Consider the following 25,686-nt stretch of genomic DNA (forward strand, 5'->3'; position numbering starts at 1 on the left):
GGCAAGAGGAAATCATACCACGACAGGGAAAGATCCAATGACCGTTGTGCCCGTTACCTCTGCCGATCTGGATGCCGCCGAAGTCTCATGGTTTTCGGCGCTCTGCTCGGACGATTACCAGTTCCTTGGCATGCCCGACGGCGCGTTGCGCTCAAGCTGGGAGCATTGCAGCGGCATCGTGAAAGAGGCCGAGGCCCAGGGGTTTCGCAACATCCTCTGCCCCTCGTCCTACCAGGTGGGCCAGGACACGCTTTCCTTTGTGGCAGGCTGTGCGCCGATCACCGACAGGATCAACATGCTGGCCGCCATCCGCTGCGGCGAGATGCAACCGATCATGCTGGCACGCACGGTGGCGACACTGGATCACATGCTGAAGGGGCGGCTGACGCTCAACGTCATCTCGTCGGATTTTCCGGGCGAAGTGGCCGAAAGCGCCTTCCGCTACCAACGCTCGCGCGAGGTGGTCGAGATATTGAAACAGGCCTGGACGCAGGACGAGATCAACTTCTCGGGTGAAGTCTATGATTTCAAGGGCGTTTCCACCGATCCGGCCAAGCCTTACCAGATGGGCGGGCCGCTTCTGTATTTCGGCGGCTATTCCCCCGCCGCGCTGGAGCTTTGCGGCCAGCATTGCGATGTCTACCTGATGTGGCCCGAACCGCAGGAGGACATCATCCAGCGCATGAAATCTGTCAATGAAGTGGCTGAAAAATATGGCAGAACGCTGGACTATGGGCTGCGCGTCCACATGATCGTGCGCGATACCGAGGCCGAGGCGCGCGAATATGCCGATTACCTGGTCAGCAAGCTGGATGACGAATATGGCAAGCTGATCCGCGACCGTGCCCATGATTCCATCAGCCTTGGCGTGTCGCACCAGGCCCGTGCGCGCGAACTGGCCGATACATTCGGCTATGTCGAACCCCACCTCTGGACGGGGATAGGGCGGGCGCGGTCGGGCTGTGGTGCGGCACTGGTCGGATCGACCGACCAGGTTCTGAGCAAGATCGAGGACTATCGCAAACTTGGCATCCGAAGCTTTATTTTCTCGGGCTACCCCCATATGGATGAATGCAAATCCTTTGGCCAAAGGGTTCTGCCGCAACTGAAGACCTGCTCGCTGCCCCATGTCTATGGCCGGGTGCCGAGTGAAACACCGCAGACGCCCCTGGGCGCAGGAGACCGCCGCTGATGGACCGTATCACCCTCACCGACGACCTTTCGTTCAGCCGCATCGTCTATGGCATGTGGCGCCTCGGCGACGATTCCGACACCTCGCCCGACCATGTGCGCGCCAAGATCGAGGCCTGTCTTGACCAGGGGATCACCACCCTGGACCAGGCCGACATCTATGGCGGCTACATGGCGGAAGAGATCATGGGCGGCGCCCTGACGCCCCAGTTGCGCAACCGGCTTGAGATCGTGACGAAATGCGGCATCGTCGCCCCCGCCGGGCGCCACGCCTCGGCGCAGGTGAAACACTATGACACCTCGCGCGCCCATATCGAAAGCTCGGTCGATCATTCGCTGCGCCTGATGGGGATCGACCATATCGACCTGCTGCTGATCCACCGCCCCGACCCGTTCATGGACGCCGACGAAACCGGCGCGGCGCTGGATGACCTGGTGCAGTCGGGCAAGGTGCGCGCCGTCGGGGTCAGCAATTTCCGGCCACATGATTTTACCCTGCTGCAATCGGCCATGAAGACGCCCCTTGTCACCAACCAGATCGAAATGTCGCTGGGCCAGGTTGCGCCGTTCACCGATGGCGACCTGGCCTTCCTTCAGGAACGGCGCATCGCGCCGATGGCGTGGTCGCCCCTGGGCGGCGGGGCGCTGATGACCGGCAAGGGCGGGCATGGCCCCTTGCGCACCGCGCTGGCGGCGCTGGCCCGCGAACAGGGCGTCGACATGGCCGCCGTGGCCGTGGCCTGGCTGCTGGCACATCCGGCGCGGATCATGCCGGTGATGGGCACGAACAACATCAACAGGATCAAGGTCTTGTCGGATGCCGCCAAGGTCGATCTGGACCGGCAGGCCTGGTATCAGCTCTACACCCTCGCCCTGGGCCGCGAGGTGGCCTGAGCATGGCCGAGCCGCACCATTTCGTACCCGGCCCCGATACCTCGCGCGCGTTCCGCGATGCCCTGGGGCAGTTCGCCACCGGCGTGACCGTGGTGACGACCGCCACGCCCGACGGCCCTCTGGGGATCACCGCCAACAGCTTTGCCAGCGTATCACTTGACCCGCCGCTGGTGCTGTGGTCGCCCGCCCGCGCCGCGCGCCGCTTTCCGGTCTACGAGGCGGCGCAGCATTTCGCCATCCACGTCATGGGGGCCGAGCAGGCCGGGCTGTGCAACGCCTTCGTGCGCGACGGTGCGGCCTTTGGCGATCTCGACTGGGCGCCGGGGCCTTCGGGCGCCCCGCTGATCGAAGGGTGCCTCGCACGGTTCGAATGCGAACGCTATGCCGTCCACGATGGCGGCGATCACGCGATCATCGTCGGCCGGGTGCTGAACGCCCAGTCGCGCCCCGGTGCACCGCTGGTCTTTTCGGCCGGGCAGTATGGCGGCCATTCGCCGCTGGAGTGATCGCGCCTTTGCCCTGTTCCCTGCCCGCCGCCATGCTAGGTATCGGAGGGGCCAAGGATGGGGTTGCCGGTGTTAAGCGTCGAAAACGTCACGAAAACCTGGGGAAGCGGCGCCGAGGCCCATACCGTGCTGCGGGGCGTCGACCTGTCGCTGAAGGCCGGCGCGTCTCTGGCGCTGACGGGGGAAAGCGGCTCGGGCAAAAGCACCCTTCTGCATCTGATCGCGGGCCTCGATCATGCCGACGGCGGGCAGATCACCATCGACGGTCAGAGGATGACGGCGCTTGACGATGCCGGGCGCGCGGCCCTGCGGCGCAGCACCGTGGGCGTGGTGTTTCAGCAGTTCAACCTGATCCCCTCGCTGAACGTCTTTGACAACATCGCCTTCCAGGCGCGGCTGGCCGGGCGGGCCGATGCCCCATGGGCCGCCAGCCTGGCCCGCCGCCTGGGGCTTGAGGATCACCTGCGCAAGTTCCCCGAGCAGCTTTCTGGCGGGCAGCAGCAAAGGGTGGCCATCGCCCGCACCCTGGCCGCGCGCCCGCGCCTTGTGCTGGCGGACGAACCCACCGGCAACCTTGACGAGGACACCGGAGAGCGGGTGCTGGACCTGATGCTGGGCCTTGTGGGCGAAACCGGAACGGCGCTATTGATGGTCACCCATTCGCCCCGCCTGGCGGCGCGGCTGGACGCTCGGGCGCATCTGGAACGCGGGCGGATCACGGGATGAGGCGCGCCGCCCTGCATGCCCTGCTGTCGCACTGGCGGCGGCGGCCCTTCCAGCTCCTTACCCTGGTGCTGGGGCTGGCGACGGCCACGGCGCTATGGTCGGGGGTGCAGGCCATCAACGCCGAGGCGCGCGACAGCTATGATCGCGCCGCCAGTGCCCTTGGCCCCGCCCCCCGCGCCACGATCACCACGCCCGACCGCACGCCGATGGACATGGCGCAGTTCATCGCGCTGCGCCGGGCCGGATGGCTGGTCAGCCCGGTTGTCGAAGGCACCATCGCCACCCAGGGCGGTCCGCTGCGCATCATAGGGATCGACCCCTTCACCCTGCCCCTGGCCGATCTGCCCTCCGGCGCGGGGGATGATGCCCTGACGGCCAGCTTCATCGGCGACACAGGCCCGTTGATCGTGGCGCCCGAAACCGCCGCGCGCCTGGCGGGGGCCGTGCTGCCGCCGCTGATCGCGCGTCAGGGCGTGGCGCCCAGCCTTGCCTATGCCGATCTTCCGGTCGCACAGGCGCTTCTGGAGATGACGGGCCGGATCAGCCGCCTTGTCGTTCTCGACCGCCAGCCCCTGCGCCGCCCCGCGCTGTCGGATGTCGCACCCGGGCTGGTTCTGAACGCACCGGAGGATGGCACCGACATGGCGGGGCTGACCGACAGTTTTCACCTGAACCTCACCGCCTTCGGGCTGCTGTCCTTCGCGGTGGGGCTGTTCATCGTGCGCGGCACCATCGGCCTTGCCTTCGAGCAACGCCGCCCGGTCTTTCGCACCCTGCGCGCCCTGGGCCTGCCCGCCCGCAGCCTTCTGGCGCTGCTGCTGGGCGAACTGCTGGTGCTGGCGCTGCTTTCGGGCGCTTTGGGAATCGCGCTGGGATACCTGGTGGCCAGCGCCCTGATCCCCGATGTGGCGGCCACCCTGCGCGGGCTTTACGGCGCCTCGGTCGAAGGCACGCTGTCGATCCGCCCCATCTGGTGGGCCAGCGGCCTGGCCATCGCGGTTCTTGGCACCGGCTTGGCAGCCATATCGTCGCTGTGGCAGGTGGCGCGGCTGCCGCTGCTGGCGCCCGCCCAGCCCCGCGCCTGGGCGCGCGCGTCAGAATCTGCGCTGGCCTGGCAGGGCGGCGCGGCGGTTTTCCTGGCGCTGCTCTCGGCCGCGACGCTGACCTTCGGCAGCGGGTTGATCGCCGCCTTCGTGATGCTGGGCGCGCTGTTGATCGCGGCGGCGCTGGCCCTGCCGCTGGTGCTTTACGCGGTGATGGCGCTGGGGGCGCGGCTGGCGCGGGCCCCGCTGGTGCAATGGTTCTGGGCCGACACGCGCCAGCAACTGCCGGGCCTGTCGCTGGCTTTGATGGCGCTTTTGCTGGCGCTGGCGGCCAATATCGGTGTCGGCACCATGGTGTCGAGCTTTCGGCTGACCTTTACCGGCTGGCTGGATCAACGGCTGGCCTCGGAACTTTACGTCACCGCCGAGACCGACGCGCAGGCCCGCGCCCTGCAAACCTTCCTGACGGGCAAGACCGAGGCGGTTCTGCCGATCTGGCATATCGACGCAACCCTGGCCGGGCAGCCGGGCGAAATCTACGGTGTAGCCGATCACCTCACCTATCGCGACAACTGGCCCCTGATCGCACGCACCCCCGACCTGTGGGACAGGCTGGCGCGGGGCGAAGGGGTGCTGGTGAACGAACAACTGGCGCGGCGGGCCGGGCTCTGGCCCGGGGCCAATGTGGCGCTGCGCGACTGGAACCCGCCGGTGCTTGGTGTCTACAGCGATTATGGCAACCCCCTTGGGCAGGTCCTGGTGGGGATCGACAGCCTTGTCGCCCGCTATCCCGAGGTCGAGCGTTTGCAGTTCGGGCTGCGGGTTGCGCCGGGGCAGATCGACGGGCTGCGCGATGCGCTGATCGCCGATTTCGGCCTGCCCGCCGACCGGATTGTCGATCAGACCTCGATCAAGGCCTTTTCGCTGGGGGTGTTCGAACGCACCTTCACCGTCTCGCGGGCGCTGAACGTGCTGACGCTTTCGGTCGCGGGCTTTGCCATCCTCACCTCGCTTCTGACGCTGGCGGCCATGCGCCTGCCGCAACTGGCGCCGGTCTGGGCGCTAGGGGTGGCGCGGCGGCGGCTGGCGCGGCTCGAGCTTTTGCGCGCGCTGGTGCTGGCAGGGCTGACCTTTGTCTGCGCGGTGCCGGTGGGGCTGTTGCTGGCCTGGGTGCTGCTGGCGGTGATCAACGTTGAGGCGTTCGGCTGGCGGCTGCCGCTGTTCCTGTTCCCGCGCGACTGGCTGTGGCTGGGGCTGCTGTCGCTGCTGGCGGCGGGCGCGGCGGCGCTTTTTCCGGCGGTCCGGATCGCGCGCATGCCGCCTGCGCGCCTGTTGCAGGTCTTTGCCCATGAACGGTAAGCGACAGCGCAGCTTGCGGCGGCGGACCCTCCGGGGGGGATATTTGCCGGACCAAAGATGGAGGGGGCTGGTCCTTGCCCTTGGCCTTGTGTTCTGGGCGGGCGGTGTTCTGGCGCAGGGGTTCGCCGGGCTTGGCGCGCGCGAGGATGGCTATGCACAGGTGGCGCCGGGGGCCTTCGATTTTCCCGCCGACCACGGGGCGCATCCCGGGTTCCGGATCGAGTGGTGGTATATCACCGCCAACCTGACCGGAGAGGACGGGACAGAATACGGCGTGCAGTGGACGCTCTTCCGCTCGGCCCTGCGGCCCGGGGGGATGGTGGACCAGCAGGCCTGGATGGGCCACGCGGCCCTGACCACGCCGGACCGCCATTTCGTGGCCGAGAGGCTGGGGCGCGGTGGCACCGGCCAGGCGGGGGTTTCGGGCGAAGAGGTTTTTTCGGCCTGGATCGACGAATGGGCCATGGCGGGGCGCGACATCGGCACTGTCGACCTTGTCGCACAGGGGCCGGATTTTGCCTATGAACTGCGGCTGGCCGCCGAGGGGCCGCTGGTTGCCCAAGGCAAGGCGGGCTTTTCGGTGAAATCGGCCAGCGGTCAGGCAAGCCGCTATTACTCCCAGCCGTTCTATGGCGTTGATGGGGTTCTGACCCTGCCCGAGGGGCCGGTAGCCGTGACTGGTCAGGCCTGGCTGGACCGGGAATGGTCATCGCAGCTTCTGGATGCGGATCAGAGCGGGTGGGACTGGGTGTCGTTGCATTTCGACAGCGGGGCCAAGCTTATGGGGTTCGTGCTGCGCGACGGCGGGGGCGGCTTCACCTCGGCCACCTGGATTGCGCCGGATGGAACGCCCACCCCCTACGGCGACGGCGACCTGACGATGACACCTCTGGAGCGGCACCGGGTGGCGGAGCGGGATGTGCCGGTGGTTTGGCGCGTGGAATTGCCGGCACGGGCCGTGGATGTGACGATAACCGCGATGAACCGTGATGCCTGGATGCCCACATTGGTGCCCTATTGGGAAGGCCCGGTGACGATCAAGGGCAGCCACCAAGGGCGCGGATACCTGGAGATGACGGGATATGACTGACTTTGCGACGCCCGGGCAGATGCTGGACCACGCCTGGGCGCAGATGGAGCGGGCGATGGAGCATCCCGACTCCCCCTGCCGCCTTGCCACCCTGGCAACCCTGGGCAATGGGGCCGAGGCGCGCATGGTCGTGCTGCGCCACGCGGATCAGGGCCAGGGCGTGGTGGAGATTCACAGCGATGCGGCCGCCGCGAAGGTGGCACAGCTGCGCCGCGACCCGCGCGGCAGCCTTGTGTTCTGGATGCCCGGCGACAGGTTCCAGATCCGTCTGCGCGTGCATTTTACCGTGCTGACCGGCAGCGAGGCCGGGTCGCACTGGGGCGCGCTGTCGGATGGTGCGCGCCGCGCCTATGGCGGGGTGCCCCTGCCCGGGGAAGAGATGACAGGGCCCACCGACCACCGGCCCGAAGCGCGCCAGGACAGGTTTGCCGTCCTGCGGGGCCAGGTTGAGCAGATCGACATGCTGCACCTGGGCGATCCGCATCGCCGGGCGCTGTTCACCGCCTCGGCGAGCGGGTTTGCAGGGGGCTGGATCGCCCCCTGACCGCTATTCCGCCGCCACCGCGCCGGGGTTGTTGGGGTGGGTCGTCCAGTTGGCGTATTCCTTGTCTACAACCTTGCCGGTGCGCGGATCGGTCTGGCCGGGCGCCATCGCTTCCAGCGTGATGCAATCCTCCACCGGGCAGACGTTGACGCAGAGATTGCAGGCCACGCATTCCTCGTCAATGACGGTGAAGGTGCGGTCATCGGACATGGCGATGGCCTGGTGGCTGGTATCCTCGCAGGCGGCAAAGCAGCGGCCGCACTTGATGCAAAGGTCCTGGTCGATCTTCGCCTTGGCGACGTAGTTGAGGTTGAGGAACTGCCAGTCGGTCACATTGGGCACGGCGCGGCCCGACACCTGGGCGACCGAGGTATAGCCCTTTTCGTCCATCCATTGCGACAGGCCCGATTTCATCTCGGAGACGATCTTGAAGCCATAGGTCATGGCGGCGGTGCAGACCTGCACGTTGCCCGCCCCCAGTGCCATGAATTCGGCCGCGTCGCGCCATGTGGTCACGCCGCCAATGCCCGAGATCGGGATGCCGTTGCATTCGGGGTCGCGGGCGATGTCGGCCACCATGTGCAGGGCGATGGGTTTCACCGCCGGGCCGCAATAGCCCCCGTGCGATCCCTTGCCGTCGATGCTGGGTTCGGGCGACATGCTGTCAAGATCGACCGAGGTGATCGAATTGATGGTGTTGATCAGGCTGACCGCATCGGCCCCGCCCCGCACTGCCGCACGGGCCGAGGTGCGCACGTCGGTGATGTTGGGGGTCAGCTTCACGATCACCGGCATGCGGGTGTTTTGCTTGCACCAGCGGGCGACCATTTCGACGTATTCGGGCACCTGGCCCACGGCGCTGCCCATGCCCCGCTCGCTCATCCCGTGCGGACAGCCGAAGTTCAGCTCGATCCCGTCGGCGCCGGTGTCCTCGACATGGGGCAGGATCGCCTTCCAGGCCGCCTCTTCGCAGGGAACCATGATCGACACCACCATGGCACGGTCGGGCCAGTCGCGTTTCACCTGCTTGATCTCGCGCAGGTTCACCTCCAACGGCCGGTCGGTGATCAGTTCGATGTTGTTCAGCCCCAGAAGCCGGCGGTCGGCCCCCCAGATCGCGCCATAGCGCGGGCCGTTGACGTTGACGACGGGCGGGCCTTCTTCGCCCAATGTCTTCCAGACCACGCCGCCCCAGCCGGCCTTGAAGGCGCGCACGACGTTATAGGCCTTGTCGGTGGGTGGTGCCGAGGCCAGCCAGAACGGGTTGGGCGACTTTATACCGACGAAGTTTGTTGAAAGATCAGCCATTTATGCGTCTCCCTTGAAGGATTCCAGCAAGATTACATTGCCCTCGGTGTCTTCGATCAGGGCGTATCGCACGCCCGGTTGCCAGGGCGCATCGTCGGGGCCATCGCGCAGCGTCACGCCATCGGTCTTCAAACCACCGACCTCGGCATCGACATCGTCACAGACCAGCACGAGGGCGGGCCGTTCCTTGGCAACCGACATTTCGCTGGCCTTGGCGAACTGGATCATGGTTTCGGCCCCCGGGATCTGCAGGAAGATCCAGCGCCAGTCTTCGCCATAGGTGGCATCGGTATGCACCGTCATGCCAAGGCGATCACGATAGAAGGCAATCGCGCGGTCCTGGTCGTGAACGGGGATCGACATGAAGTTTATGCGCGTAACAGGCATGGGCGACACTCCTCTCAGGCGGCGGGGGCAAGGGTTGTCGGGTCGATGCCTGCATCGCTCAGCCGTTCGGTGGAACGGGCGACGGCCCCCTCGCTGAACTTGTCGGCATGGCGCATCACCACCGCCTCGGCCGTCAGTTCGGGAAAGTGGCGGGCGATCAGCTCCTCGAAGCGTTCGCTGGGGCTGTCCTTGCTCACCAGTTTGTCCATCGCCGGGACCATGCCCAGTTTCTGGATGTCGCGCCGCAGGAAGCTGAGCCGCACCGTCTTGCCGGCATCGTCGCGCTTGATTTCCTCGATTGCGTTGATGGCCGACCACATCCCGTGCTCGACGCTGCCCGGGTCGCCTTCGGCCTGGACATGGGCCAGCCGCTTGAAGGCGGCATCGTGCACCTTTTCCACCCCTTTCAGCCGGGCATTTGCCATCATGCGGCGCAGGCCCTCGGGGGCCTCCATCTTCTTGACCGCCGCCAATGCCGCGTCGATCTGCTGAGCGGTGGGGGGTGGCGGTTTCTTCTTCGGCGTCAGTGTCTTGACCATGGGTTCAGCCTTTCGCCATCAGGGTTTCGTGAATATCCATTGCCGCATCGCGCCCCTGGGCCACGGCGGTAACGGTCAGGTCTTCGCCGGTGCCGGTGCAATCGCCCCCGGCCCAGACGCCTTTCATCCCGGTGCGCCCCGGCCCCGAGGTTGCGATGCGCTGCCCCTCAAGCGTAAGGCCCTCGGGCGATCTGTCGATCTGCTGGCCGATGGCCTTCAGCACCTGATCGGCGGCCAGGCGGAAGGTTTCGCCGGTCGGCTCCAGCGTGTCCGAGACATAGGCGAATTCGATCTCCTGCGCGTAGCGTTTGCCGTGGACGGCGACGGGCACCGCGTGGGTGATGATGCGCACGCCCTTGGACGCCGCCAGGTCCTGTTCCCAGGCCGATGCATTCATCGCCTCGCGCCCGCGACGATAGACGATGGTGACATTCTCGGCCCCCAGAAGGCGCGCCTGGACCGCCGCATCCACGGCCGTCATGCCGCCGCCGATCACCACCACGTTGCGTCCCACGGGCAGGATGGCGAAATCGGGCGATTGGCGCAGCTCGGAGATGAAGTTCACGGCATCCAGCACGCCGTGCTTTTCCGCCCCCGGCACCGTCAGGGCGCGCACGCCGCCAAGGCCGATGGCCAGGAAGACGGCGTCGAAGTCATCGGTCAGGGCGCCCAGCGACAGGTCTTCGCCAAGCCGCTTTCCCAGCACCGTTTCAATGCCGCCGATCGAAAGCAGCCAGTCAACCTCGGCCTGGGCGAACCCATCGGGGGTCTTGTAACTGGCGATGCCGTATTCGTTCAGACCGCCCGGTTTGGGCCGCCCGTCGTAAAGCGTGACGCCGTGTCCCAGCATGGCCAGCCGGTGTGCACAGGCCAGGCCCGCAGGCCCTGCCCCCACCACCGCCACCCGCCTGCCCGTCTCGGGCGCGCGGGTGAAGGGATGCACCCCGGCACCCATCAGCGTGTCGGTGGCGTGGCGTTGAAGGCGCCCGATCTCAACCGGCTTGCCCTCGGCCGCCTCGCGCACGCAGGCCTCTTCGCAGAGCGTCTCGGTGGGGCAGACCCGGGCGCACATGCCGCCCAGGATGTTCTGGTCGAAAATGGTGCGCGCCGCCGCTTCGGGCGTGCCCGTGGCGATCTGGCGGATGAACAGCGGAATGTCGATGGCGGTGGGACAGGCCGTGATGCAGGGCGCGTCATGGCAGAAATAGCACCGGTCGGCGGCCACGGCGGCCTCGTGGGCATCGAAGGGGGCGTGAAGATCGGTGAAATTGTCGCGATAGGCCTCGGCGGGCAAACGCCCTGCCGCGACCCCCGGTGTCATCTGACTGTTGCTCATCGCTGCCTCTCCGGTTGCTGGAACACTTTCACAGTGCCACAGGTTGAAATTTTATCAACTGGTAAAATTTCGCGGATCGGCCCCCTTACGGAATGAAATTACCCAGCCAGTTCCCATGCGCCCAGCCCAGGGTGTTGTTCGGGCCAAAGCTGATGGCGTGCCATTTGCCGCGCTTGGCATATGTGCCCACGCGGTCGCCGTTGTGCACCTTGCCGATCATCGGATAGTTCGAGCCCGGCCCGGTGCGTACCGCCAGAAAACCATCGCCCTTGGGGTTCAGCCCCATGACGGTGGCGACCCCGAAACAGGCCGCCTCCGAATTCGGCGGGCAGTAGGTATCGAATGGCACGTCGAGCAGCTGGGCCAGGGCGGGCGCCGAGGACAGCGAAACGAGAAGGCCGACAGCAACAGCGGCGATACGGGTGGGCATCTTTACAACTCCTTGACGATTTCGGTGCTTGGCTGTCGCCATGGTACACGGCGCCCAACACACCACCAAGCTGCATGTTGCCCGCTCATGCCGCTTTGGCCGGGCGTGCAACGGTGCTATGATCCCTTTTTCAGAAGGAGTTTCCGGCCATGTTACGCATTGTTCTTGCCACGCTTGTCGCGCTTTGGGCGACAGGCGCCGCCGCCCAGAGCTGTTCCGAGATCAAGTTTGCGCGCGGCGCCTCGTCCGGCGCGGTTTCTGGTGTCGTCGCGCCGGGAGAGTCGATTTGCTTTCTCTTCGGGTCGGGCGCGGGCCAGACGGCACGCATCCGCCTGTCGGGCAGCAACAACGTCTGTTTCGGCATCGACGGCATCGACGATTGCCAGGAGGATTTCAGCTTCCGCACCCAGGCGGCCACCTATGTGATCCGCGTTCACCAGTTGTTTCGCAGCGCCCGGACCGAACCGTTCCGCCTTGACCTCAGTATTCGCTGACCGTGCCACGGCCCGCCCGCCAGATGGCCGGGCGGGTGCCCGCGCGGTCCGGTTTTACGTCTTTCTTCCCCGGCAACGCTGACATATACCGAACGAAAGATGGCCAGAGGCCACACGGGAATGAGGATGGCATGACAGAGAAAACGCATAAATCCGACGTCGCCTTTATCGAGGCATTGGCAAAGCTGCTGCGCGAGAACGATCTTACCGAACTCAGCGTCAAACGCGAGTATGGCGAGGACGACAGCCTGGACGTGCGCGTATCGCGCAGCATTCCCGCCCCCGTCGCGGCCCCCGCCCCTGCCCCCTTTGCTGCGCCTGCCGCACCGGCAGCCCCCGCCGCGCCCGCGGCCCCGGCCGCTGGTGGTGAACGTGCGGAAGACCCCGCCGATCACCCCGGCGCGGTGACATCGCCCATGGTCGGCACCGTCTATCTTTCGCCCGAACCCGGCACCCCGCCCTTCGTGAAGATCGGCGACAGGGTAAGCGAGGGTCAGCCCCTGCTGATCGTCGAGGCGATGAAGACCATGAACCAGATTCCCGCCCTCAAGGCCGGCACGGTCAAGCGTATCCTGATCGAAGACGGCACGCCCGTCGAATTCGGTGCCCCCCTGATGATCATCGAATAAGGACACCTGCCCATGTTCGACAAGATCCTGATCGCCAACCGGGGCGAAATCGCCCTGCGTGTCATTCGTGCCTGCCGCGAGATGGGCATCGCCAGCGTCGCCGTGCATTCCACCGCCGATGCGGACGCGATGCATGTGCGCATGGCCGACGAAAGCATCTGCATCGGCCCGCCCTCGGGGTCGCAAAGCTATCTCTCGGTGCCGGCCATCATTTCCGCCTGCGAGATCACGGGCGCCCAGGCCATCCACCCGGGATACGGGTTCCTGTCGGAAAACGCCGCCTTCGTGCAGATCGTCGAAGATCATCAGCTGACCTTCATCGGCCCCTCGGCCGAACACATCCGCATCATGGGCGACAAGATCACCGCCAAGGAAACCATGAAGAAGCTGGGCGTGCCCTGCGTGCCGGGCAGCGACGGCGGGGTTCCCGACCTCGACACCGCAAGGACGGTGGCCGAACAGATCGGCTATCCGGTCATCATCAAGGCCACCGCCGGTGGTGGCGGGCGCGGCATGAAGCTGGCCAAGACCGCGGCCGAGCTTGAGAACGCCTTCCGCACCGCGCGCAGCGAATCCAAGGCCGCCTTCGGCAACGATGAGGTCTATATCGAGAAATACCTCACCACGCCGCGCCATATCGAAATCCAGGTCTTTGGCGATGGCAAGGGCCGCGCCGTGCACCTGGGCGAAAGGGATTGTTCGCTGCAGCGCCGCCACCAGAAGGTGCTTGAGGAAGCGCCCGGCCCCTCGATCACGCCCGAACAGCGCGCCCGCATCGGCAAGGTCTGCGCCGATGCCGTGGCCAAGATCGGCTATTCCGGGGCCGGCACCATCGAATTCCTCTACGAGAACGACGAATTCTACTTCATCGAGATGAACACCCGCCTGCAGGTGGAACACCCGGTGACCGAGGCCGTGTTCGGTGTCGACCTGGTGCGCGAACAGATCCGCGTTGCCGCCGGCCTGCCGATGGAGTTCAACCAGAACACCCTGCGCCTGAACGGCCATGCCATCGAGGTGCGGATCAACGCCGAGAAACTGCCCAACTTCTCGCCCTCACCGGGGCGGATCACGCAGTACCATTCTCCCGGCGGCCTGGGCGTGCGCATGGATTCGGCCATCTATGACGGCTACCGCATCCCGCCCTACTACGATTCGCTGATCGGCAAGCTGATCGTCCACGGGCGCGACCGCCCCGAGGCACTGGCCCGTCTGTCGCGCGCCCTGGGCGAGCTGATCGTCGATGGCGTGGATACCACCGTTCCGCTGTTCAACGCCCTCCTGCGGGAAGAGGCGGTACAGACCGGCGGCTACAACATCCACTGGCTGGAACACTGGCTGGAAACCAACCTGGGATAGGTCGTTGGCTCACGGATCGCTCCCGCTTGCACTGACGCCGCAGATGTTGCTGCGCGGCTATGCGAACGGGATCTTTCCCATGGCCGACAGCCGCGATTCCGACACCCTGCACTGGATCGACCCGCAGTTTCGCGGCATCTTTCCGCTGGATCGGTTCCACGTTTCGCGCAGCCTGCGCCGCCGGATTCGCGGCGGCGCCTTCGACATCCACTTCGACCGGGATTTTGCCGCGGTGGTTCAGGCCTGCGCCGACCGCGAGGAAACCTGGATCAATGCCACGATCTTCGATCTCTATTGCGCGCTGCACGCGGGCGGCGCGGCCCATTGCGTCGGGGTTTACGAGGGCGAAACGCTGGTGGGCGGCGTCTATGGCGTGGTCATCGGCGCGGCCTTCTTCGGCGAAAGCATGTTCTCGCGGCGGACCGATGCTTCGAAGGTGGCGCTGACCTACCTTGTCGACCGGTTGCGCATGGGGGAATTCGTGCTGTTCGACACCCAGTTCCTGACGCCTCACCTTGCCAGCCTGGGGGCGATCGAAATTCCCCGGGCGCGGTATCACCGCCTATTGGCCGATGCGATTGCCCGGAAGGCCGACTTTTCGCTGGCCGGGCCCGCTGCCCCGCCCGCCGATCAGGTCTTGCAGCGGATGACCCAGACATCGTAACGCGCATGTTCCAGCGCGTTCAGACCGGGGCTTGACGCGATCATCCAGCCCTGGAAATGCGGCTGATCCACTCCCGCATCGCGGATCACCAGCCAGGCATAGGCATCGCCCGCCGGGTTGTTCGCGGGATAGCGACAGTCGCCCAGCGTGATCTGCAACCGCCCCAGCGCCACCGTCTGCCCCACCGAAATGTCGATCTCGGAGACGATGCCCGACACCTTGTCGAGCCCGCGCAGGATCGCCCCCGGCGCGCTTTGCACGCGGGCCGAACTGCTTTCGACGTCGATGGCCTGGCCATGCAGGGGCGCGGCAGCCCCCAGAAGGGCCGCGCAAAGGGCAAGTGGTTTCAGCATCAGGTGGATGGCTCGGACAGATTGGGCATCGGCGCGGACATGGCCGGTTATTCCGGCGTCCATGCCTCGTAATCCGAACGCGGCGCCGGATCGGTGCGCCGCAGCGACCCCGCCGGCGCATAGGCCATGGCGGTGCCCGTCATGTTGGGGATATGCGGCTTTTGCCAGGCGCGGTGCTGCAACGGGGCCTTTGTGGGCGGTTCGGCCCAGGTGTGGTGCAGCCAGCCGTGCCAATCGGGGTTGACGCGCGATGCCTCGACATCACCGTTGAAGATCACCCAGCGGCGCGACTTGTCGGCGTTCTCGTAATAGATATTGCCGGCCTCGTCCTCGCCCACCTTGGTGCCCTTGCGCCAGGTCCACAGCTGGGTGTTCAGCGTCTGGCCGTTCCACCATGTCGCGGCGCGCAGAATCGATTTGAGAATGCCCATCTTGGCCTCCGATTTCACTTGCGCCCAGATATGGACCAAGCGCGCCGCAAGGTCCAGTGGGCGCGGCCCGCTGCGCGGAAATTGGCAGCGGCAGCGCGGGGGGATGGAACGGGAAGTGAGTATTTTTGGCAAGAAAGAGAGGGCGCGTGGGGGTCAGCCGGTGGCGGCGCGCCATGCTGTAAGCTCGATCTCGATCCGGTATTCCGGCGCGATCAGCCCGCATTCGATCATGGTGGCGGCGGGGGGATGGGCACCGAAGGCGGCGCGCAGAACCGGCCAGCAAGCCTCGAACTCACCCGCATCGGGCAGCATGTAGGTTACGCGGACGGTATCGGAGAAATCGGCGCCTGCCTCGGCCAGCGCCCGGCGGATCACCGCCAGCGCGCCTTCGCATTGCGCGGCAACCCCGGCGGGCGGCTTGCCCGTGGCCGGATCGGGCGGGCATACCGTGCCGGAAACGCTGATCCAGCCATCGGCCACCACCGCGCGGCAGTAGCCGATCCTGTCTTCATAGACACCGCCCGAAAAGATGCGGCGCATGGGCCCGCCCTAGCCTGCCGAGGCCGGTGCGGCCTTTTTCTTGGAATCCGAGTGGATCATCAGCGGCGCGGCGCCGGTGTTCACCGCCTCTTCATTCACCACCACCTCTTCGACGCTGTCCATGCCGGGCAGATCGAACATGGTATCCAGCAGGATATCCTCCATGATCGAGCGCAGGCCGCGCGCACCCGTCTTGCGTTCGATCGCGCGCTTGGCGATGGATTGCAGGGCGTCGTCGGTGAAGGTCAGCTGGGCATCCTCAAGCTCGAACAGGCGCTGGTACTGTTTGACCAGGGCGTTCTTGGGCTGGGTCAGGATGGTGACTAGCGCTTCTTCGTCGAGGTCGGTCAGGGTGGCGATCACCGGCAGGCGGCCGACGAATTCGGGGATCAGGCCGAACTTGAGCAGGTCTTCCGGCTCAAGCTCGTTGAACATCTCGCCCACGCCGCGGCTGTCGTTGTCCTTCACATCGGCGCCAAAGCCGATGCCCGAACCCTTGCCACGCTGGGCGATGATCTTTTCGAGGCCCGCGAAGGCACCGCCGCAGATGAACAGGATGTTCGTCGTATCCACCTGCAGGAATTCCTGCTGGGGATGCTTGCGCCCGCCCTGGGGCGGCACGCTGGCCACGGTGCCTTCCATGATCTTCAGAAGCGCCTGCTGCACCCCCTCGCCCGACACGTCGCGGGTTATGCTGGGGTTGTCGGACTTGCGCGTGATCTTGTCGACCTCGTCGATATAGACGATGCCGCGCTGCGCGCGTTCCACGTTGTATTCGGACGCCTGAAGCAGCTTGAGGATGATGTTCTCGACATCCTCGCCCACGTAACCAGCTTCGGTCAGCGTGGTGGCATCGGCCATGGTGAAGGGCACATCGAGGATGCGTGCCAGCGTCTGCGCCAGCAGCGTCTTGCCACAGCCGGTGGGGCCGATCAGCATGATGTTGGACTTCGCCAGTTCGATGTCGGATTTCCCGGCATGGTTCAGGCGCTTGTAATGGTTGTGAACCGCCACCGACAGAACCCGCTTGGCGTGGATCTGGCCGATCACGTAATCGTCCAGCACCTGGCAGATTTCCTTGGGGGTCGGCACGCCGTCGCTGGATTTCAGCGAGGCCGATTTCGTCTCCTCGCGGATGATGTCCATGCACAGTTCGACGCATTCATCGCAGATGAACACGGTCGGCCCCGCGATGAGTTTGCGCACCTCATGCTGGCTCTTTCCGCAGAAAGAGCAGTAAAGGGTGTTCTTGCTGTCGCCTGAATTGTTCGCCATCGCTTACCTCTGGGCCTTTGTCCGCCGTGAATTTCGCCAGCCTGTGCCGGTCTGCCTGCCCTGTGCCGTCAGCCTAGGGCAGGTGTTTTTCGCCCGCAACGCCAAAATGGCACGTTCCGGTCACAACCGGTTTCAGCTGGCCGGCGTGCCCTTGTCGCGGTTTTCGACGATCTCGTCGATGTGGCCCCATTCCTTGGCCTCTTGCGGAGACATGAAATTGTCACGCTCCAGCGCCTTTTCAACCGCCTTCATGGTCTGACCGGTGTGTTTGACGTAAATCCGGTACAGTTGTTCTCGCACCTTCTGGGTTTCGGCGGCGTGGATCATGATGTCGGTGGCCTGGCCCTGGTACCCGCCCGAGGGCTGGTGCACCATGATGCGGGCATTGGGCAGGGCAAAGCGCATGCCCTTTTCCCCGGCGCAGGACAGGACCGAACCCATGCTGGCCGCCTGCCCCACCACAAGGGTCGAGACCTTGGGCTTGATGTACTGCATCGTGTCATAGATCGACAGGCCGGCGGTGACGACACCACCGGGGCTGTTGATGTACATGCTGATGTCCTTGGTGGGGTTCTCGGCCTCGAGGTGCAGAAGCTGCGCGACGATCAGCTGGCTCATCCCGTCGTGGACGGGGCCGTTGACGAAGATGATCCGTTCCTTCAGCAGGCGCGAGAAGATGTCATAGGCGCGCTCGCCGCGACTGGTCTGCTCGACCACCATGGGAACCAGGTTGTTGGTGAAGTAATGTGCTGGGTCTTGCATCTGGGCCTGCCTGTTGTTCGCGTTGGGGCGGAATACCGTGAAACTGCTTGCCAGAGTCTTAGTGGCGCGTCCGGGGGGCTGCAAGGGCATGCCGCCATTCCGCCCCGATTGCTGACGCTGGCGTGATCGCTGCCCCCCCTAGACCGAAAGCGTGGCCTGCACCGCCTTCTTCCAGGCGTCGTATTTCGCGGCGCGGTGGCTGTCGTCCATCGCGGGTTCGAACTGGCGTTCCAGGGCCCAGCTTTTGGCGAAACCGGCTTGGTCGGGATAGACGCCCGCGCGCATTCCGGCCAGCCAGGCAGCGCCCAGCGCGGTGGTTTCCAGAACCGCCGGGCGATCGACCGGGGCACCGATGATGTCGGAGAGGAACTGCATCGCCCAGTCCGACGCGCTCATCCCGCCGTCGACCCGCAGGGTTGCGCCGCCCGGGGCTTCCCAGTCGGCCTGCATCGCCTCCAGCAGATCGCGGGTCTGGTAGCCGACGGCTTCCAGCGCGGCGCGGGCAAACTCCGCCGGCCCCGAATTGCGGGTCAGGCCGAAGATCGCCCCCCGGCACTCGGCGTTCCAATAGGGCGCGCCCAGCCCCACGAAGGCGGGCACCAGGATCACCCCCTGCCCCGGATCGGCGCTTTCGGCCAGGGGCTGGGTCTCTTTCGCCTCGCGGATGATCTTCAGCCCGTCACGCAGCCATTGCACCACGGCGCCCGCCACGAAGATCGACCCCTCGAGGGCATAGGTCGGCTTGCCGTCGAACTGATAGGCGATGGTGGTCAGCAGGCGGTTCTTGCTGTCCACGGGGGTGTCGCCGGTATTCAGCAGAGCAAAACACCCCGTGCCGTAGGTAGATTTGAACATGCCGGGTTCGAAACAGGCCTGCCCCACAGTCGCCGCCTGCTGATCGCCCGCAACGCCCAAAATCGGAATCTCGCGCCCGAAAAGATCGGGGCGCGTCATGCCGAAATCGGCGGCGCAATCCTTGACCTCGGGCAGCATCTCCATGGGGATGCCCAGCAGATCGCAGATGGTCGACGACCAGCGCCCCTTGCGGATGTCGTAAAGCAGGGTGCGCGCGGCATTGGTGGCGTCGGTCACATGGCTGGCCCCGCCGGTCAGCTTCCAGATCAGGAAGCAATCGACGGTGCCGAACAACAGCTTGCCCTCCTGCGCCTTCTGCCGTGCGCCATCGACATTTTCCAGCAGCCACTTCAGCTTGGTCCCCGAGAAATACGGGTCAAGCAGCAGCCCCGTGCGCGCCGTCACCATCTCCTCGTGGCCATCGGCCTTCAGCTTCTGGCAGATCTCCGAGGTGCGGCGGTCCTGCCAGACGATGGCCTTGTGAATCGGCTGACCTGTCTCCTTGTCCCAGACCACCACGGTTTCGCGCTGGTTGGTGATGCCGATGGCCGCGATGTCGCGCGCATCGACGCCGGTTTTCTCGATCACCGCGCGGCAGGTGGCCGCGACGCTTGACCACAGGTCCGATACGTCATGTTCGACCCAGCCCGAGGCGGGATAATGCTGCTCGAACTCTTCCTGCGCCACACCGGCGATCTTCATGTCGCCGTCGAACAGGATCGCGCGGCTGGATGTGGTGCCCTGGTCGATGGCCAGAATATGGGTCATTGCGTCTCTCCCTTCGTGGTGCGCCCCGTCATGTATTCGTCGAGGGCGGCGATTTCGTCTTCACTCATGCGCAGGCCCAGCTTGCTGCGCCGCCAGACCACGTCCTCGGCGGTGCGGGCATATTCGCGCGTCATCAGCCAATCGACCTCGCGCGCCGAAAGGGTGGCGCCAAAATTCTGCCCCAGGTCCGACGCCGCGGTGGCGCCGTTCAGCATCTGCGCCGCCTCGGTGCCATAGGCGCGGATCAGGCGACCGGCCCAATAGGCGTCAAGGAATGGGTGGTCCGCCTTTAGACGTTCGGTCAGCGCCTTGACCCCATCCACCGGAAAATCGCCCCCCGGCAGCGCCACCCCCGCCGTCCAGTCACCCCCGGCGGCGGGAAAGAAGGGGTGCAGGCGGGAAAAGGCCTGTTCGGCCAGCTTGCGATAGGTGGTGATCTTGCCGCCGAAAACGCTCAGCAGCGGCGGTTCGCTGCCCATGCCGCCATCGGTGGCGGGGCCGGCATCAAGGCTGAGGACATAGTCGCGCGTTGCCGCCGTGGCCGATTTCGCGCCGTCATCGTACAGCGGGCGCACCCCCGAATAGGTCCAGACCACGTCATCTCGCGTGACCGGCTTCCTGAAATAGCTCGACGCGAAGGCCAGAAGGTAATTTTCCTCTTCCTGGGTGCATTTCGCGGGCCTGGCGGGATCGCCGCCGTGGTCCTTGTCGGTGGTCCCGATCAGCGTGAAGTCGGTTTCATAGGGGATCGCGAAGATGATACGCCCGTCCTCGCCCTGGAAGAAATAGGCCTTGTCGTGGTCGAACAGGCGGCGCGTCACGATATGGCTGCCACGCACCAGGCGCACCCCTTCCGAGGTGTTCATGCCAACGGCGTGGCGGACGATATTCTCGACCCAGGGTCCCCCTGCATTCACCAGCGCCCGGGCACGGTGAACCGCCTGTGCCCCCTCGGGCGTTTCGACGGTGACGTGCCACAGGCCCTCCCCCCGCTCGGCCGAAACAACCCTGGTGCGGACCATGATCCGGGCGCCACGTTCTTCGGCATCGCGGGCGTTCAACGCGACAAGGCGCGCGTCCTCGACCCAGCAGTCCGAATATTCATAGGCCTTGGCAAACCGGTCATCCAGCGCGGCCCCCTCGGGCGCCGTTGTCAGGTCCAGTGTCCTGGTGCCGGGCAGGTATTTGCGCCCGCCCAGGTTGTCATAAAGGAACAACCCGAACCGGATAAGCCAGGCTGGCCGCCGCCCCTTCATCCAGGGCATGAAGACATTCAGAAGTCGGCTTGTCGGCGTTTCGCCTTCAAACCGCATGTCCGGCGAATAGGGCAGGACAAAGCGCATGGGCCACGAGATATGGGGCATGGCGCTCAGCAGGGTCTCGCGTTCGATCAGGGCCTTGCGCACCAGGCCCACCTCGAAGAATTCAAGATACCGCAACCCGCCGTGAAACAGCTTGGTGCTGGCGCTTGACGTGGCGCTGGCCAGGTCGTGCATCTCGGCCAGCGCGACGCTCAGCCCCCGCCCCTGGGCATCGCGGGCGATTCCCGTTCCGTTGATGCCACCACCGATCACGAAAAGATCGAAGGGTGCCTCGCTTGCCTCGCTCATCGCACTGCCTTTCCCGGGCTCTGCCCCCGGGGCAGGCCGCTTTGATATCTTGGCCCCGCCAGATGCGCGGGGCAGGTTGCAGGCGATGGTAAGGCGAAGGCCGGGATGTGCAACCCCCGCCCACGCGCGCCCTTTGCAACACCGGTTTCCCTCGGAAAGAAAGACGCCATAAGATTGCCACAGCCCCGGCATAGACCGGGCCTCGGCGACAGAAGGAGAAGGCATGGCCGAAACGGCGCAACGGCGCGCGATCCGCGACAGGCTGCTTGCCAGGCTGACCCGCCTTGAGCGGCGTCTGCGCCTGTGGCGTGGAGTGCGCCATGTCCAGGGGCCGGCGCGGTTTGACCTGGGCCCTGACGATGTGGTGGTTGTTGCCCTCGTGCGCGACGGGATGTTCTATCTCGATGAATTCCTGCGCCACCACCGGGCCATCGGCGCGCGGCATTTCGTGTTTTTCGACAACGGATCGCAGGATGCCACCCTCGCCCGCCTGAAGGATGAACCCGGCTGCGCCGTCCTGCAATCGACCCTGCCCTGGGGGGATTACGAGAACGACTTTCGCGCCATCGCCGCCCGTCGCTATTCCATGGGCCACTGGTGCCTTTTCGTCGACATGGACGAAATGTTCGACCCGCCCGGCAATCTGCCCCTGCCCGACCTGGCCCGCCGGTTGCGTCAGGGCGACCACAGCGCCCTTGTGGCGCAGATGCTTGAGATGTTCGCCGATGCCCCCCTGCGTGACATGGCCACACTGCCCTATGACCAGGTATTGCAGCGGTTCGATCATTGCGACCTGGGCCATGTCACCACCCGCGACTACCACGACCCGGCCATCGGCTTTTCCTGGTGGCTGAACCATAACACCGCCCCGCCCGAGGTGAAGATCCTGTTTGGCGGGCTGCGCAACCGGGTGTTCGGGGAAGACTGCTGTCTTACCAAGCACCCCCTGGTGCACCTGTCGCCGGGGGTCATGCCCGCGGTGCATCCCCATTGTTCGGCCCATGTGCGGTGCAGTGACGTTACCGGCGTGATCCGGCATTACAAGTTCGCCAATCATCCCGCCGCCCGTGACGCCCGCTCGGTGGAAAGCGGCGCGATCCCCCATGGCGAAGACCGGTTGCGCCTGTCGCGGATGCAAGGCGATCCGGCCCTGTCGCTGATGGGGCCCACGGCGCAACGCTATACCGGCGAAGGGATGCTGCGAGACGCGGGCTTTCTCGTGGGCCGGGCGCCATGATCGCCGCTGTCGTCATCGGGCGCAACGAAGGGGCGCGGCTGATCGCCTGCCTTGATGCCTTGCAGGGACAGGTCGCGCGCATCGTCTATGTCGATTCCGGGTCAACCGACGGCAGCGTCCAAGCCGCCCGCGCCCGGGGGGCCGAGGTGCTGGCGTTGAACATGGACCGGCCCTTTACCGCCGCCCGCGCCCGCAACGCCGGGCTGGCGCGGCTTGACCCCGACCAGACGCCGTTGGTGCAGCTGCTGGACGGCGATTGTGTGCTGCGCGACGGCTGGCTTGCCACCGCCCGCGCCTATCTGGAAAAGCACCCCGATGTGGCCGTTGCCTGCGGGCGGCGGCGCGAACGCCACCCCGAAGCCTCGGTCTACAATGCGCTTTGCGATGCCGAATGGGACACCCCCGTCGGCCCGGCCCAGGCCTGCGGCGGCGATGCCATGATGCGGCTGTCGGCCCTGCGCGCGGTGGGCGGATACCGCGATGGCCTGATCGCGGGGGAAGAACCGGAACTCTGCCTGCGGCTGCGGCGGGCGGGATGGGGCGTGCAGCGGCTGGATGCCGAGATGACATGGCACGACGCCGCCATCACCCGGTTTTCGCAATGGTGGCGGCGCAGCCGGCGCGCGGGCCACGCCTTTGCCGAGGGTGCGGCCCTGCATGGCGCCCCGCCCGACCGCCACTGGGTGCGCGAACACCGGCGCGCGCTGTTCTGGGGCGCCGGGCTGCCTGCGCTCGCGGTGATCGGGGCGCTGGTCTATCCCTGGATGCTGGGACTGCTGTTGTTCCTGCCGGTGCAGATGGTGCGCCTGATGCCGCGCATGGGCGTGGTTCCGGCCGTCTTCAACGTCCTGGGCAAACTGCCCGAGGCACAGGGCGCGCTGACCTTCCATCTGAACCGGCTGCGCGGGCGGCGCGCCGGGATCGTGGAATACAAATGACCCGGCTAACCGACCCTCTTGCGCAAGGCGGCAAAGACCTGCCCGGGCAGCACCGCGAAACAGGCGGCATAGCGCGGCAGCATCCGCGCCGGGCTTTGCACTGTGCGCCACAGCCATTCCATGGCGATGGCCCGCACCCAGCGCGGCGCGCGCACCTGCCGGCCGGCCAGGAAATCCAGCCCCGCCCCGATCGAGGCAAACCCCACCGTCGGTGCATCGCGCCGGCCGCGAGCGGCAAAGGCCTCCTGCTTGGGGGCGCCCAGCGCCAGGAAACACAGGCCCGCGCCGCTGGCGTTCAGCTCGGCCAGGATGGCCCCCGCTTCCGAGCCGCCGGGATCGAACACCCCCGAGGGCGCGTGGCGCAGCACAATATCGACGCCCGGCACCTGTTCCCCCAAGGCCCGCCCCGCCCTCTCAAGCGCATCCTGCGTGCTGCCCACAAGGGCCACGGACACGCCGCAATCGCGGGCCAGTTCGCACAGCGGCACCACAAGTTCGCTTCCCGGGATCAGGTCCACCGGATCGCCCGCCAGCCGCGACAGCCAGACGATGGGGTTGCCATCGGCGACCACCATGTCCTGGCGGCAATAGGCATCAAGGAAATCGCCCGAGCGGCGCATCTTCACGATATGGTCAAGGTTGATGGTGGCCAGCGCAAACCCCTGCCCCCCGGCAAACCGGTCGCGGATGGCCGCGAAGAGATGATCGCGCGTGGGCATGTTGATCGTCACCCGTCGGCGACCGAACGTAAAATCCACAGAATGTCCCCAGTCGGTTCGTCGGCACCCGGCAGCGGTGCCACAGCAGCAGCCCCATCTTGCAACACCGCCCTGCCCGCGCAAACAGATATGGCATCGACAATGCGCGACCGTCGGTTCAGTGTTGCCCGATCACAACCCAACCCGACGCGGGGCGGCTGAGACGATGCCCAACGCCATCGCATATCTTGTCCTGGCCCTCTGGCCCTTTGCCTGCCTGGCGATGTTCCGGCGCATGTCGCTGGAACGTGCCCTGATCTGGAGCATCCTGGGTGGCTATCTTCTCTTGCCGCCCCTGACCGAGTTCAACCTGCCCCTCGTCCCCGCGATGGACAAGACCACCCTGCCCGCGCTTTCGGCGGCGCTGATCCTTGTGCTGTCGCTGAAGCAGCGCTTTGCCCTTCTGCCACGGTTCCTTCCGGCGCGCATACTGGTGCTGTTGTTTCTGCTGGGCACGATCCCCACGGTGCTGACCAACGGCGATCCCATCGCCTTTCAGGTGCTGCAGAACTCCGAACCGATCCAGTACCTCACCTGGGCGCTGCCCGGCCTGACGCTGCGCGATACCCTGTCGGTGCTGATCACGCAGATGCTGACGCTGCTGCCCTTCCTCATGGCGCGCCAGTTCCTGGCCAGCGAAACCGGAATGCGCGAAATGCTGATCGCGCTGGTGGTGGGCGGGCTGATCTATTCGCTGCCCTCGCTGTTCGAGATCCGGTTTTCCCCCCAGCTCAACATCTGGATCTACGGGTTCTTCCAGCACAGCTGGGAACAGATGGTGCGCAACGGCGGCTTCCGGCCCATCGTCTTCCTGCCCCATGGGCTGTGGCTGGCCTTCTTCGTCGTCACCGCGCTTATCTCTGCGGCGGCGCTGTTCCGGCTGGCCCCGCCCGAGCAGCGGACGCGCAACATCGTCATCGTCGTCTGGCTGGCGGTCCTGCTGGTGCTGTGCAAAAGCCTCGGGTCGCTGGTTTATGGCATCGTGCTGACGCCGCTTGTCCTGTTCACCTCGGGCAAGACCCAGGTGCGCGTGGCGATCCTGTTTGCCGTCGTCGCGGTGACCTATCCGATGCTGCGCAACGGTCATCTCGTGCCGCTGGATGCCATCCTCGCCCAGGCCGAGAACATCAGCGCCGAGCGTGCGCAATCCCTCGGCTATCGCTTCAGCAACGAGGAACTTCTGCTGGACCGCGCCGCCGAAAAGCCGCTGTTCGGCTGGGGCGGCTGGGGGCGCAGCCTGGTGCGCCACAGCGAATCCGGCGAAATCTTGTCGATTCCCGATGGCCGCTGGATCATCGTCTTCGGGGTCTATGGCTGGGCGGGCTATATCGCCGAATTCGGCCTGCTGGCCCTGCCCGTCTTCCTGACCGGTTGGCAGATGCGCGGCCGGCGCGGCGCGCAGGTGTCGCCCTATGTCGTGCCGCTGGTGCTGATGCTGGCCATCACGATGATCGACATGCTGCTGAACGCGACGCTGATCCCCTTCACCTGGATGATGGCCGGTGCCATTCTGGGCCACCTGGAAAAGGCCCGCGCCGCCGTGCCGCGACGGGTGCTGTTCCCCGATGGCACGGCGATGGAGCCTGCGCGCGACGAAAGGCGTACAGTCCTTTAGGCGCCATCTTGCCCGCGCCCCCCCTCCGGCGTTATCCTTGCCCCG

General features: G+C 65.9%; 27 protein-coding genes. 14 read left to right on the top strand and 13 right to left on the bottom strand.

The window, feature by feature from the left end; translation table 11 throughout:
- Nucleotides 1-37: 37 nt before the first annotated feature.
- Genes H7828_RS10265 through H7828_RS10295 form a run of 7 tightly spaced genes read left to right on the top strand, consistent with a single transcriptional unit; the run spans nt 38 to nt 7,353 of the window.
- Nucleotides 38-1,192: an LLM class flavin-dependent oxidoreductase gene (locus H7828_RS10265; RefSeq protein WP_226780934.1), complete on the top strand. Its 1,155-nt coding sequence runs from the start codon at nt 38-40 to the stop codon at nt 1,190-1,192.
- Nucleotides 1,192-2,085, top strand: a complete 894-nt coding sequence (locus tag H7828_RS10270; RefSeq protein WP_226780935.1) for an aldo/keto reductase — start codon at nt 1,192-1,194, stop codon at nt 2,083-2,085. Before H7828_RS10265 ends, H7828_RS10270 begins: the two co-directional genes overlap by 1 nt.
- A 2-nt stretch (nt 2,086-2,087) precedes the next feature.
- Complete coding sequence (locus H7828_RS10275; protein ID WP_226780936.1) at nt 2,088-2,591, top strand: flavin reductase family protein; 504 nt, start codon at nt 2,088-2,090, stop codon at nt 2,589-2,591.
- 57 nt (nt 2,592-2,648) lie between these two features.
- A complete protein-coding gene (locus H7828_RS10280; RefSeq protein WP_226780937.1) occupies nt 2,649-3,317 on the top strand; it encodes an ABC transporter ATP-binding protein in 669 nt (222 codons plus the stop codon).
- Nucleotides 3,314-5,719 (top strand): FtsX-like permease family protein, encoded by a 2,406-nt coding sequence (locus H7828_RS10285; protein ID WP_226780938.1) that lies wholly within the window; start codon nt 3,314-3,316, stop codon nt 5,717-5,719. Before H7828_RS10280 ends, H7828_RS10285 begins: the two co-directional genes overlap by 4 nt.
- A 43-nt stretch (nt 5,720-5,762) precedes the next feature.
- Nucleotides 5,763-6,809, top strand: coding sequence for a lipocalin-like domain-containing protein (locus H7828_RS10290; protein ID WP_425354943.1), 1,047 nt, complete (start codon nt 5,763-5,765; stop codon nt 6,807-6,809).
- Complete coding sequence (locus H7828_RS10295) at nt 6,802-7,353, top strand: PNPOx family protein (protein WP_226780939.1); 552 nt, start codon at nt 6,802-6,804, stop codon at nt 7,351-7,353. Before H7828_RS10290 ends, H7828_RS10295 begins: the two co-directional genes overlap by 8 nt.
- A 3-nt stretch (nt 7,354-7,356) precedes the next feature.
- Here H7828_RS10295 and preA read toward each other — a convergent pair whose 3' ends face one another.
- From preA to H7828_RS10320, 5 genes are all read right to left on the bottom strand, one after another.
- Nucleotides 7,357-8,661: an NAD-dependent dihydropyrimidine dehydrogenase subunit PreA gene (preA, locus tag H7828_RS10300; RefSeq protein WP_226780940.1), complete on the bottom strand. Its 1,305-nt coding sequence runs from the start codon at nt 8,659-8,661 to the stop codon at nt 7,357-7,359.
- Nucleotides 8,662-9,048, bottom strand: a complete 387-nt coding sequence (locus tag H7828_RS10305) for a VOC family protein (protein ID WP_226780941.1) — start codon at nt 9,046-9,048, stop codon at nt 8,662-8,664.
- A gap of 14 nt (nt 9,049-9,062) precedes the next feature.
- Complete coding sequence (locus H7828_RS10310; RefSeq protein ID WP_226780942.1) at nt 9,063-9,587, bottom strand: hypothetical protein; 525 nt, start codon at nt 9,585-9,587, stop codon at nt 9,063-9,065.
- Nucleotides 9,588-9,591: 4 nt separating this feature from the next.
- Complete coding sequence (locus H7828_RS10315; protein ID WP_226780943.1) at nt 9,592-10,923, bottom strand: NAD(P)-dependent oxidoreductase; 1,332 nt, start codon at nt 10,921-10,923, stop codon at nt 9,592-9,594.
- Between the two features lie 85 nt (nt 10,924-11,008).
- On the bottom strand, nt 11,009-11,353 hold the full coding sequence (locus H7828_RS10320; protein ID WP_226780944.1) for an SH3 domain-containing protein: 345 nt from the start codon (nt 11,351-11,353) through the stop codon (nt 11,009-11,011).
- 149 nt (nt 11,354-11,502) lie between these two features.
- On the opposite strand from H7828_RS10320, the gene H7828_RS10325 reads away from it, so the two are divergent.
- From H7828_RS10325 to aat, 4 genes are all read left to right on the top strand, one after another.
- The gene (locus H7828_RS10325) at nt 11,503-11,847 is read left to right on the top strand and encodes a hypothetical protein (RefSeq protein ID WP_226780945.1); all 345 of its coding nucleotides are present in this window, start codon (nt 11,503-11,505) and stop codon (nt 11,845-11,847) included.
- 131 nt (nt 11,848-11,978) lie between these two features.
- Nucleotides 11,979-12,476 (top strand): acetyl-CoA carboxylase biotin carboxyl carrier protein, encoded by a 498-nt coding sequence (accB, locus tag H7828_RS10330; protein ID WP_226780946.1) that lies wholly within the window; start codon nt 11,979-11,981, stop codon nt 12,474-12,476.
- Nucleotides 12,477-12,488: 12 nt separating this feature from the next.
- Nucleotides 12,489-13,835 carry an acetyl-CoA carboxylase biotin carboxylase subunit gene (accC, locus tag H7828_RS10335; protein ID WP_226780947.1) on the top strand — a complete coding sequence of 449 codons (1,347 nt, stop codon included), beginning with the start codon at nt 12,489-12,491 and terminating at the stop codon, nt 13,833-13,835.
- Between the two features lie 43 nt (nt 13,836-13,878).
- The gene (aat, locus tag H7828_RS10340) at nt 13,879-14,499 is read left to right on the top strand and encodes a leucyl/phenylalanyl-tRNA--protein transferase (RefSeq protein WP_226781121.1); all 621 of its coding nucleotides are present in this window, start codon (nt 13,879-13,881) and stop codon (nt 14,497-14,499) included.
- On the opposite strand, the gene H7828_RS10345 is transcribed toward aat, so the two are convergent.
- The 7 genes from H7828_RS10345 to glpD form a co-directional block, all read right to left on the bottom strand.
- Nucleotides 14,466-14,915, bottom strand: coding sequence for a DUF2155 domain-containing protein (locus H7828_RS10345; protein ID WP_226780948.1), 450 nt, complete (start codon nt 14,913-14,915; stop codon nt 14,466-14,468). The genes aat and H7828_RS10345 overlap by 34 nt on opposite strands.
- Nucleotides 14,900-15,283, bottom strand: a complete 384-nt coding sequence (locus tag H7828_RS10350; RefSeq protein ID WP_226780949.1) for an NADH:ubiquinone oxidoreductase subunit NDUFA12 — start codon at nt 15,281-15,283, stop codon at nt 14,900-14,902. Before H7828_RS10350 ends, H7828_RS10345 begins: the two co-directional genes overlap by 16 nt.
- Nucleotides 15,284-15,436: 153 nt before the next feature.
- On the bottom strand, nt 15,437-15,823 hold the full coding sequence (locus tag H7828_RS10355; protein ID WP_226780950.1) for a RidA family protein: 387 nt from the start codon (nt 15,821-15,823) through the stop codon (nt 15,437-15,439).
- 9 nt (nt 15,824-15,832) lie between these two features.
- Nucleotides 15,833-17,098 (bottom strand): ATP-dependent Clp protease ATP-binding subunit ClpX, encoded by a 1,266-nt coding sequence (gene clpX, locus H7828_RS10360; RefSeq protein WP_226780951.1) that lies wholly within the window; start codon nt 17,096-17,098, stop codon nt 15,833-15,835.
- 132 nt (nt 17,099-17,230) lie between these two features.
- Entirely contained in the window at nt 17,231-17,860 is a 630-nt protein-coding gene (locus tag H7828_RS10365; protein WP_281070726.1) for an ATP-dependent Clp protease proteolytic subunit, read from the bottom strand.
- 138 nt (nt 17,861-17,998) lie between these two features.
- Nucleotides 17,999-19,483: a glycerol kinase GlpK gene (gene glpK, locus H7828_RS10370; RefSeq protein WP_226780952.1), complete on the bottom strand. Its 1,485-nt coding sequence runs from the start codon at nt 19,481-19,483 to the stop codon at nt 17,999-18,001.
- A complete protein-coding gene (gene glpD, locus H7828_RS10375; RefSeq protein WP_226780953.1) occupies nt 19,480-21,093 on the bottom strand; it encodes a glycerol-3-phosphate dehydrogenase in 1,614 nt (537 codons plus the stop codon). The genes glpK and glpD overlap by 4 nt, the downstream gene beginning before the upstream one ends.
- Nucleotides 21,094-21,316: 223 nt before the next feature.
- On the opposite strand from glpD, the gene H7828_RS10380 reads away from it, so the two are divergent.
- Both H7828_RS10380 and H7828_RS10385 read left to right on the top strand, forming a co-directional pair.
- Complete coding sequence (locus H7828_RS10380) at nt 21,317-22,330, top strand: glycosyltransferase family 2 protein (protein ID WP_226780954.1); 1,014 nt, start codon at nt 21,317-21,319, stop codon at nt 22,328-22,330.
- Nucleotides 22,327-23,268, top strand: coding sequence for a glycosyltransferase family 2 protein (locus H7828_RS10385; RefSeq protein WP_226780955.1), 942 nt, complete (start codon nt 22,327-22,329; stop codon nt 23,266-23,268). The genes H7828_RS10380 and H7828_RS10385 overlap by 4 nt, the downstream gene beginning before the upstream one ends.
- Before the next feature lie 5 nt (nt 23,269-23,273).
- On the opposite strand, the gene H7828_RS10390 is transcribed toward H7828_RS10385, so the two are convergent.
- Complete coding sequence (locus H7828_RS10390) at nt 23,274-23,987, bottom strand: WecB/TagA/CpsF family glycosyltransferase (RefSeq protein ID WP_226780956.1); 714 nt, start codon at nt 23,985-23,987, stop codon at nt 23,274-23,276.
- A gap of 205 nt (nt 23,988-24,192) precedes the next feature.
- Between H7828_RS10390 and H7828_RS10395 the strand changes: the two genes are divergently transcribed.
- Complete coding sequence (locus H7828_RS10395) at nt 24,193-25,641, top strand: hypothetical protein (RefSeq protein ID WP_226780957.1); 1,449 nt, start codon at nt 24,193-24,195, stop codon at nt 25,639-25,641.
- Nucleotides 25,642-25,686 lie beyond the last annotated feature (45 nt).

It is taken from the genome of Oceaniglobus trochenteri, assembly GCF_020529025.1.
Taxonomy (GTDB): domain Bacteria; phylum Pseudomonadota; class Alphaproteobacteria; order Rhodobacterales; family Rhodobacteraceae; genus Oceaniglobus; species Oceaniglobus trochenteri.

What these genes read in the sequence shown, in the direction of transcription:
- clpX (WP_226780951.1), bottom strand. Translation starts at nt 17,098, where the DNA reads ATGGCGAACAATTCAGGCGACAGCAAGAACACCCTTTACTGCTCTTTC.
- aat (WP_226781121.1), top strand. Translation starts at nt 13,879, where the DNA reads ATGTTGCTGCGCGGCTATGCGAACGGGATCTTTCCCATGGCCGACAGC.
- H7828_RS10275 (WP_226780936.1), top strand. Translation starts at nt 2,088, where the DNA reads ATGGCCGAGCCGCACCATTTCGTACCCGGCCCCGATACCTCGCGCGCG.
- H7828_RS10380 (WP_226780954.1), top strand. Translation starts at nt 21,317, where the DNA reads ATGGCCGAAACGGCGCAACGGCGCGCGATCCGCGACAGGCTGCTTGCC.
- glpK (WP_226780952.1), bottom strand. Translation starts at nt 19,483, where the DNA reads ATGACCCATATTCTGGCCATCGACCAGGGCACCACATCCAGCCGCGCG.
- H7828_RS10350 (WP_226780949.1), bottom strand. Translation starts at nt 15,283, where the DNA reads ATGGGCATTCTCAAATCGATTCTGCGCGCCGCGACATGGTGGAACGGC.
- H7828_RS10305 (WP_226780941.1), bottom strand. Translation starts at nt 9,048, where the DNA reads ATGCCTGTTACGCGCATAAACTTCATGTCGATCCCCGTTCACGACCAG.
- accB (WP_226780946.1), top strand. Translation starts at nt 11,979, where the DNA reads ATGACAGAGAAAACGCATAAATCCGACGTCGCCTTTATCGAGGCATTG.
- H7828_RS10365 (WP_281070726.1), bottom strand. Translation starts at nt 17,860, where the DNA reads ATGCAAGACCCAGCACATTACTTCACCAACAACCTGGTTCCCATGGTG.
- H7828_RS10390 (WP_226780956.1), bottom strand. Translation starts at nt 23,987, where the DNA reads ATGCCCACGCGCGATCATCTCTTCGCGGCCATCCGCGACCGGTTTGCC.
- H7828_RS10355 (WP_226780950.1), bottom strand. Translation starts at nt 15,823, where the DNA reads ATGCGCCGCATCTTTTCGGGCGGTGTCTATGAAGACAGGATCGGCTAC.
- H7828_RS10295 (WP_226780939.1), top strand. Translation starts at nt 6,802, where the DNA reads ATGACTGACTTTGCGACGCCCGGGCAGATGCTGGACCACGCCTGGGCG.
- H7828_RS10265 (WP_226780934.1), top strand. Translation starts at nt 38, where the DNA reads ATGACCGTTGTGCCCGTTACCTCTGCCGATCTGGATGCCGCCGAAGTC.
- H7828_RS10310 (WP_226780942.1), bottom strand. Translation starts at nt 9,587, where the DNA reads ATGGTCAAGACACTGACGCCGAAGAAGAAACCGCCACCCCCCACCGCT.
- H7828_RS10315 (WP_226780943.1), bottom strand. Translation starts at nt 10,923, where the DNA reads ATGAGCAACAGTCAGATGACACCGGGGGTCGCGGCAGGGCGTTTGCCC.
- H7828_RS10325 (WP_226780945.1), top strand. Translation starts at nt 11,503, where the DNA reads ATGTTACGCATTGTTCTTGCCACGCTTGTCGCGCTTTGGGCGACAGGC.
- H7828_RS10385 (WP_226780955.1), top strand. Translation starts at nt 22,327, where the DNA reads ATGATCGCCGCTGTCGTCATCGGGCGCAACGAAGGGGCGCGGCTGATC.
- preA (WP_226780940.1), bottom strand. Translation starts at nt 8,661, where the DNA reads ATGGCTGATCTTTCAACAAACTTCGTCGGTATAAAGTCGCCCAACCCG.
- H7828_RS10395 (WP_226780957.1), top strand. Translation starts at nt 24,193, where the DNA reads ATGCCCAACGCCATCGCATATCTTGTCCTGGCCCTCTGGCCCTTTGCC.
- H7828_RS10285 (WP_226780938.1), top strand. Translation starts at nt 3,314, where the DNA reads ATGAGGCGCGCCGCCCTGCATGCCCTGCTGTCGCACTGGCGGCGGCGG.
- H7828_RS10345 (WP_226780948.1), bottom strand. Translation starts at nt 14,915, where the DNA reads ATGGACGCCGGAATAACCGGCCATGTCCGCGCCGATGCCCAATCTGTC.
- H7828_RS10320 (WP_226780944.1), bottom strand. Translation starts at nt 11,353, where the DNA reads ATGCCCACCCGTATCGCCGCTGTTGCTGTCGGCCTTCTCGTTTCGCTG.
- H7828_RS10280 (WP_226780937.1), top strand. Translation starts at nt 2,649, where the DNA reads ATGGGGTTGCCGGTGTTAAGCGTCGAAAACGTCACGAAAACCTGGGGA.
- H7828_RS10270 (WP_226780935.1), top strand. Translation starts at nt 1,192, where the DNA reads ATGGACCGTATCACCCTCACCGACGACCTTTCGTTCAGCCGCATCGTC.
- glpD (WP_226780953.1), bottom strand. Translation starts at nt 21,093, where the DNA reads ATGAGCGAGGCAAGCGAGGCACCCTTCGATCTTTTCGTGATCGGTGGT.
- accC (WP_226780947.1), top strand. Translation starts at nt 12,489, where the DNA reads ATGTTCGACAAGATCCTGATCGCCAACCGGGGCGAAATCGCCCTGCGT.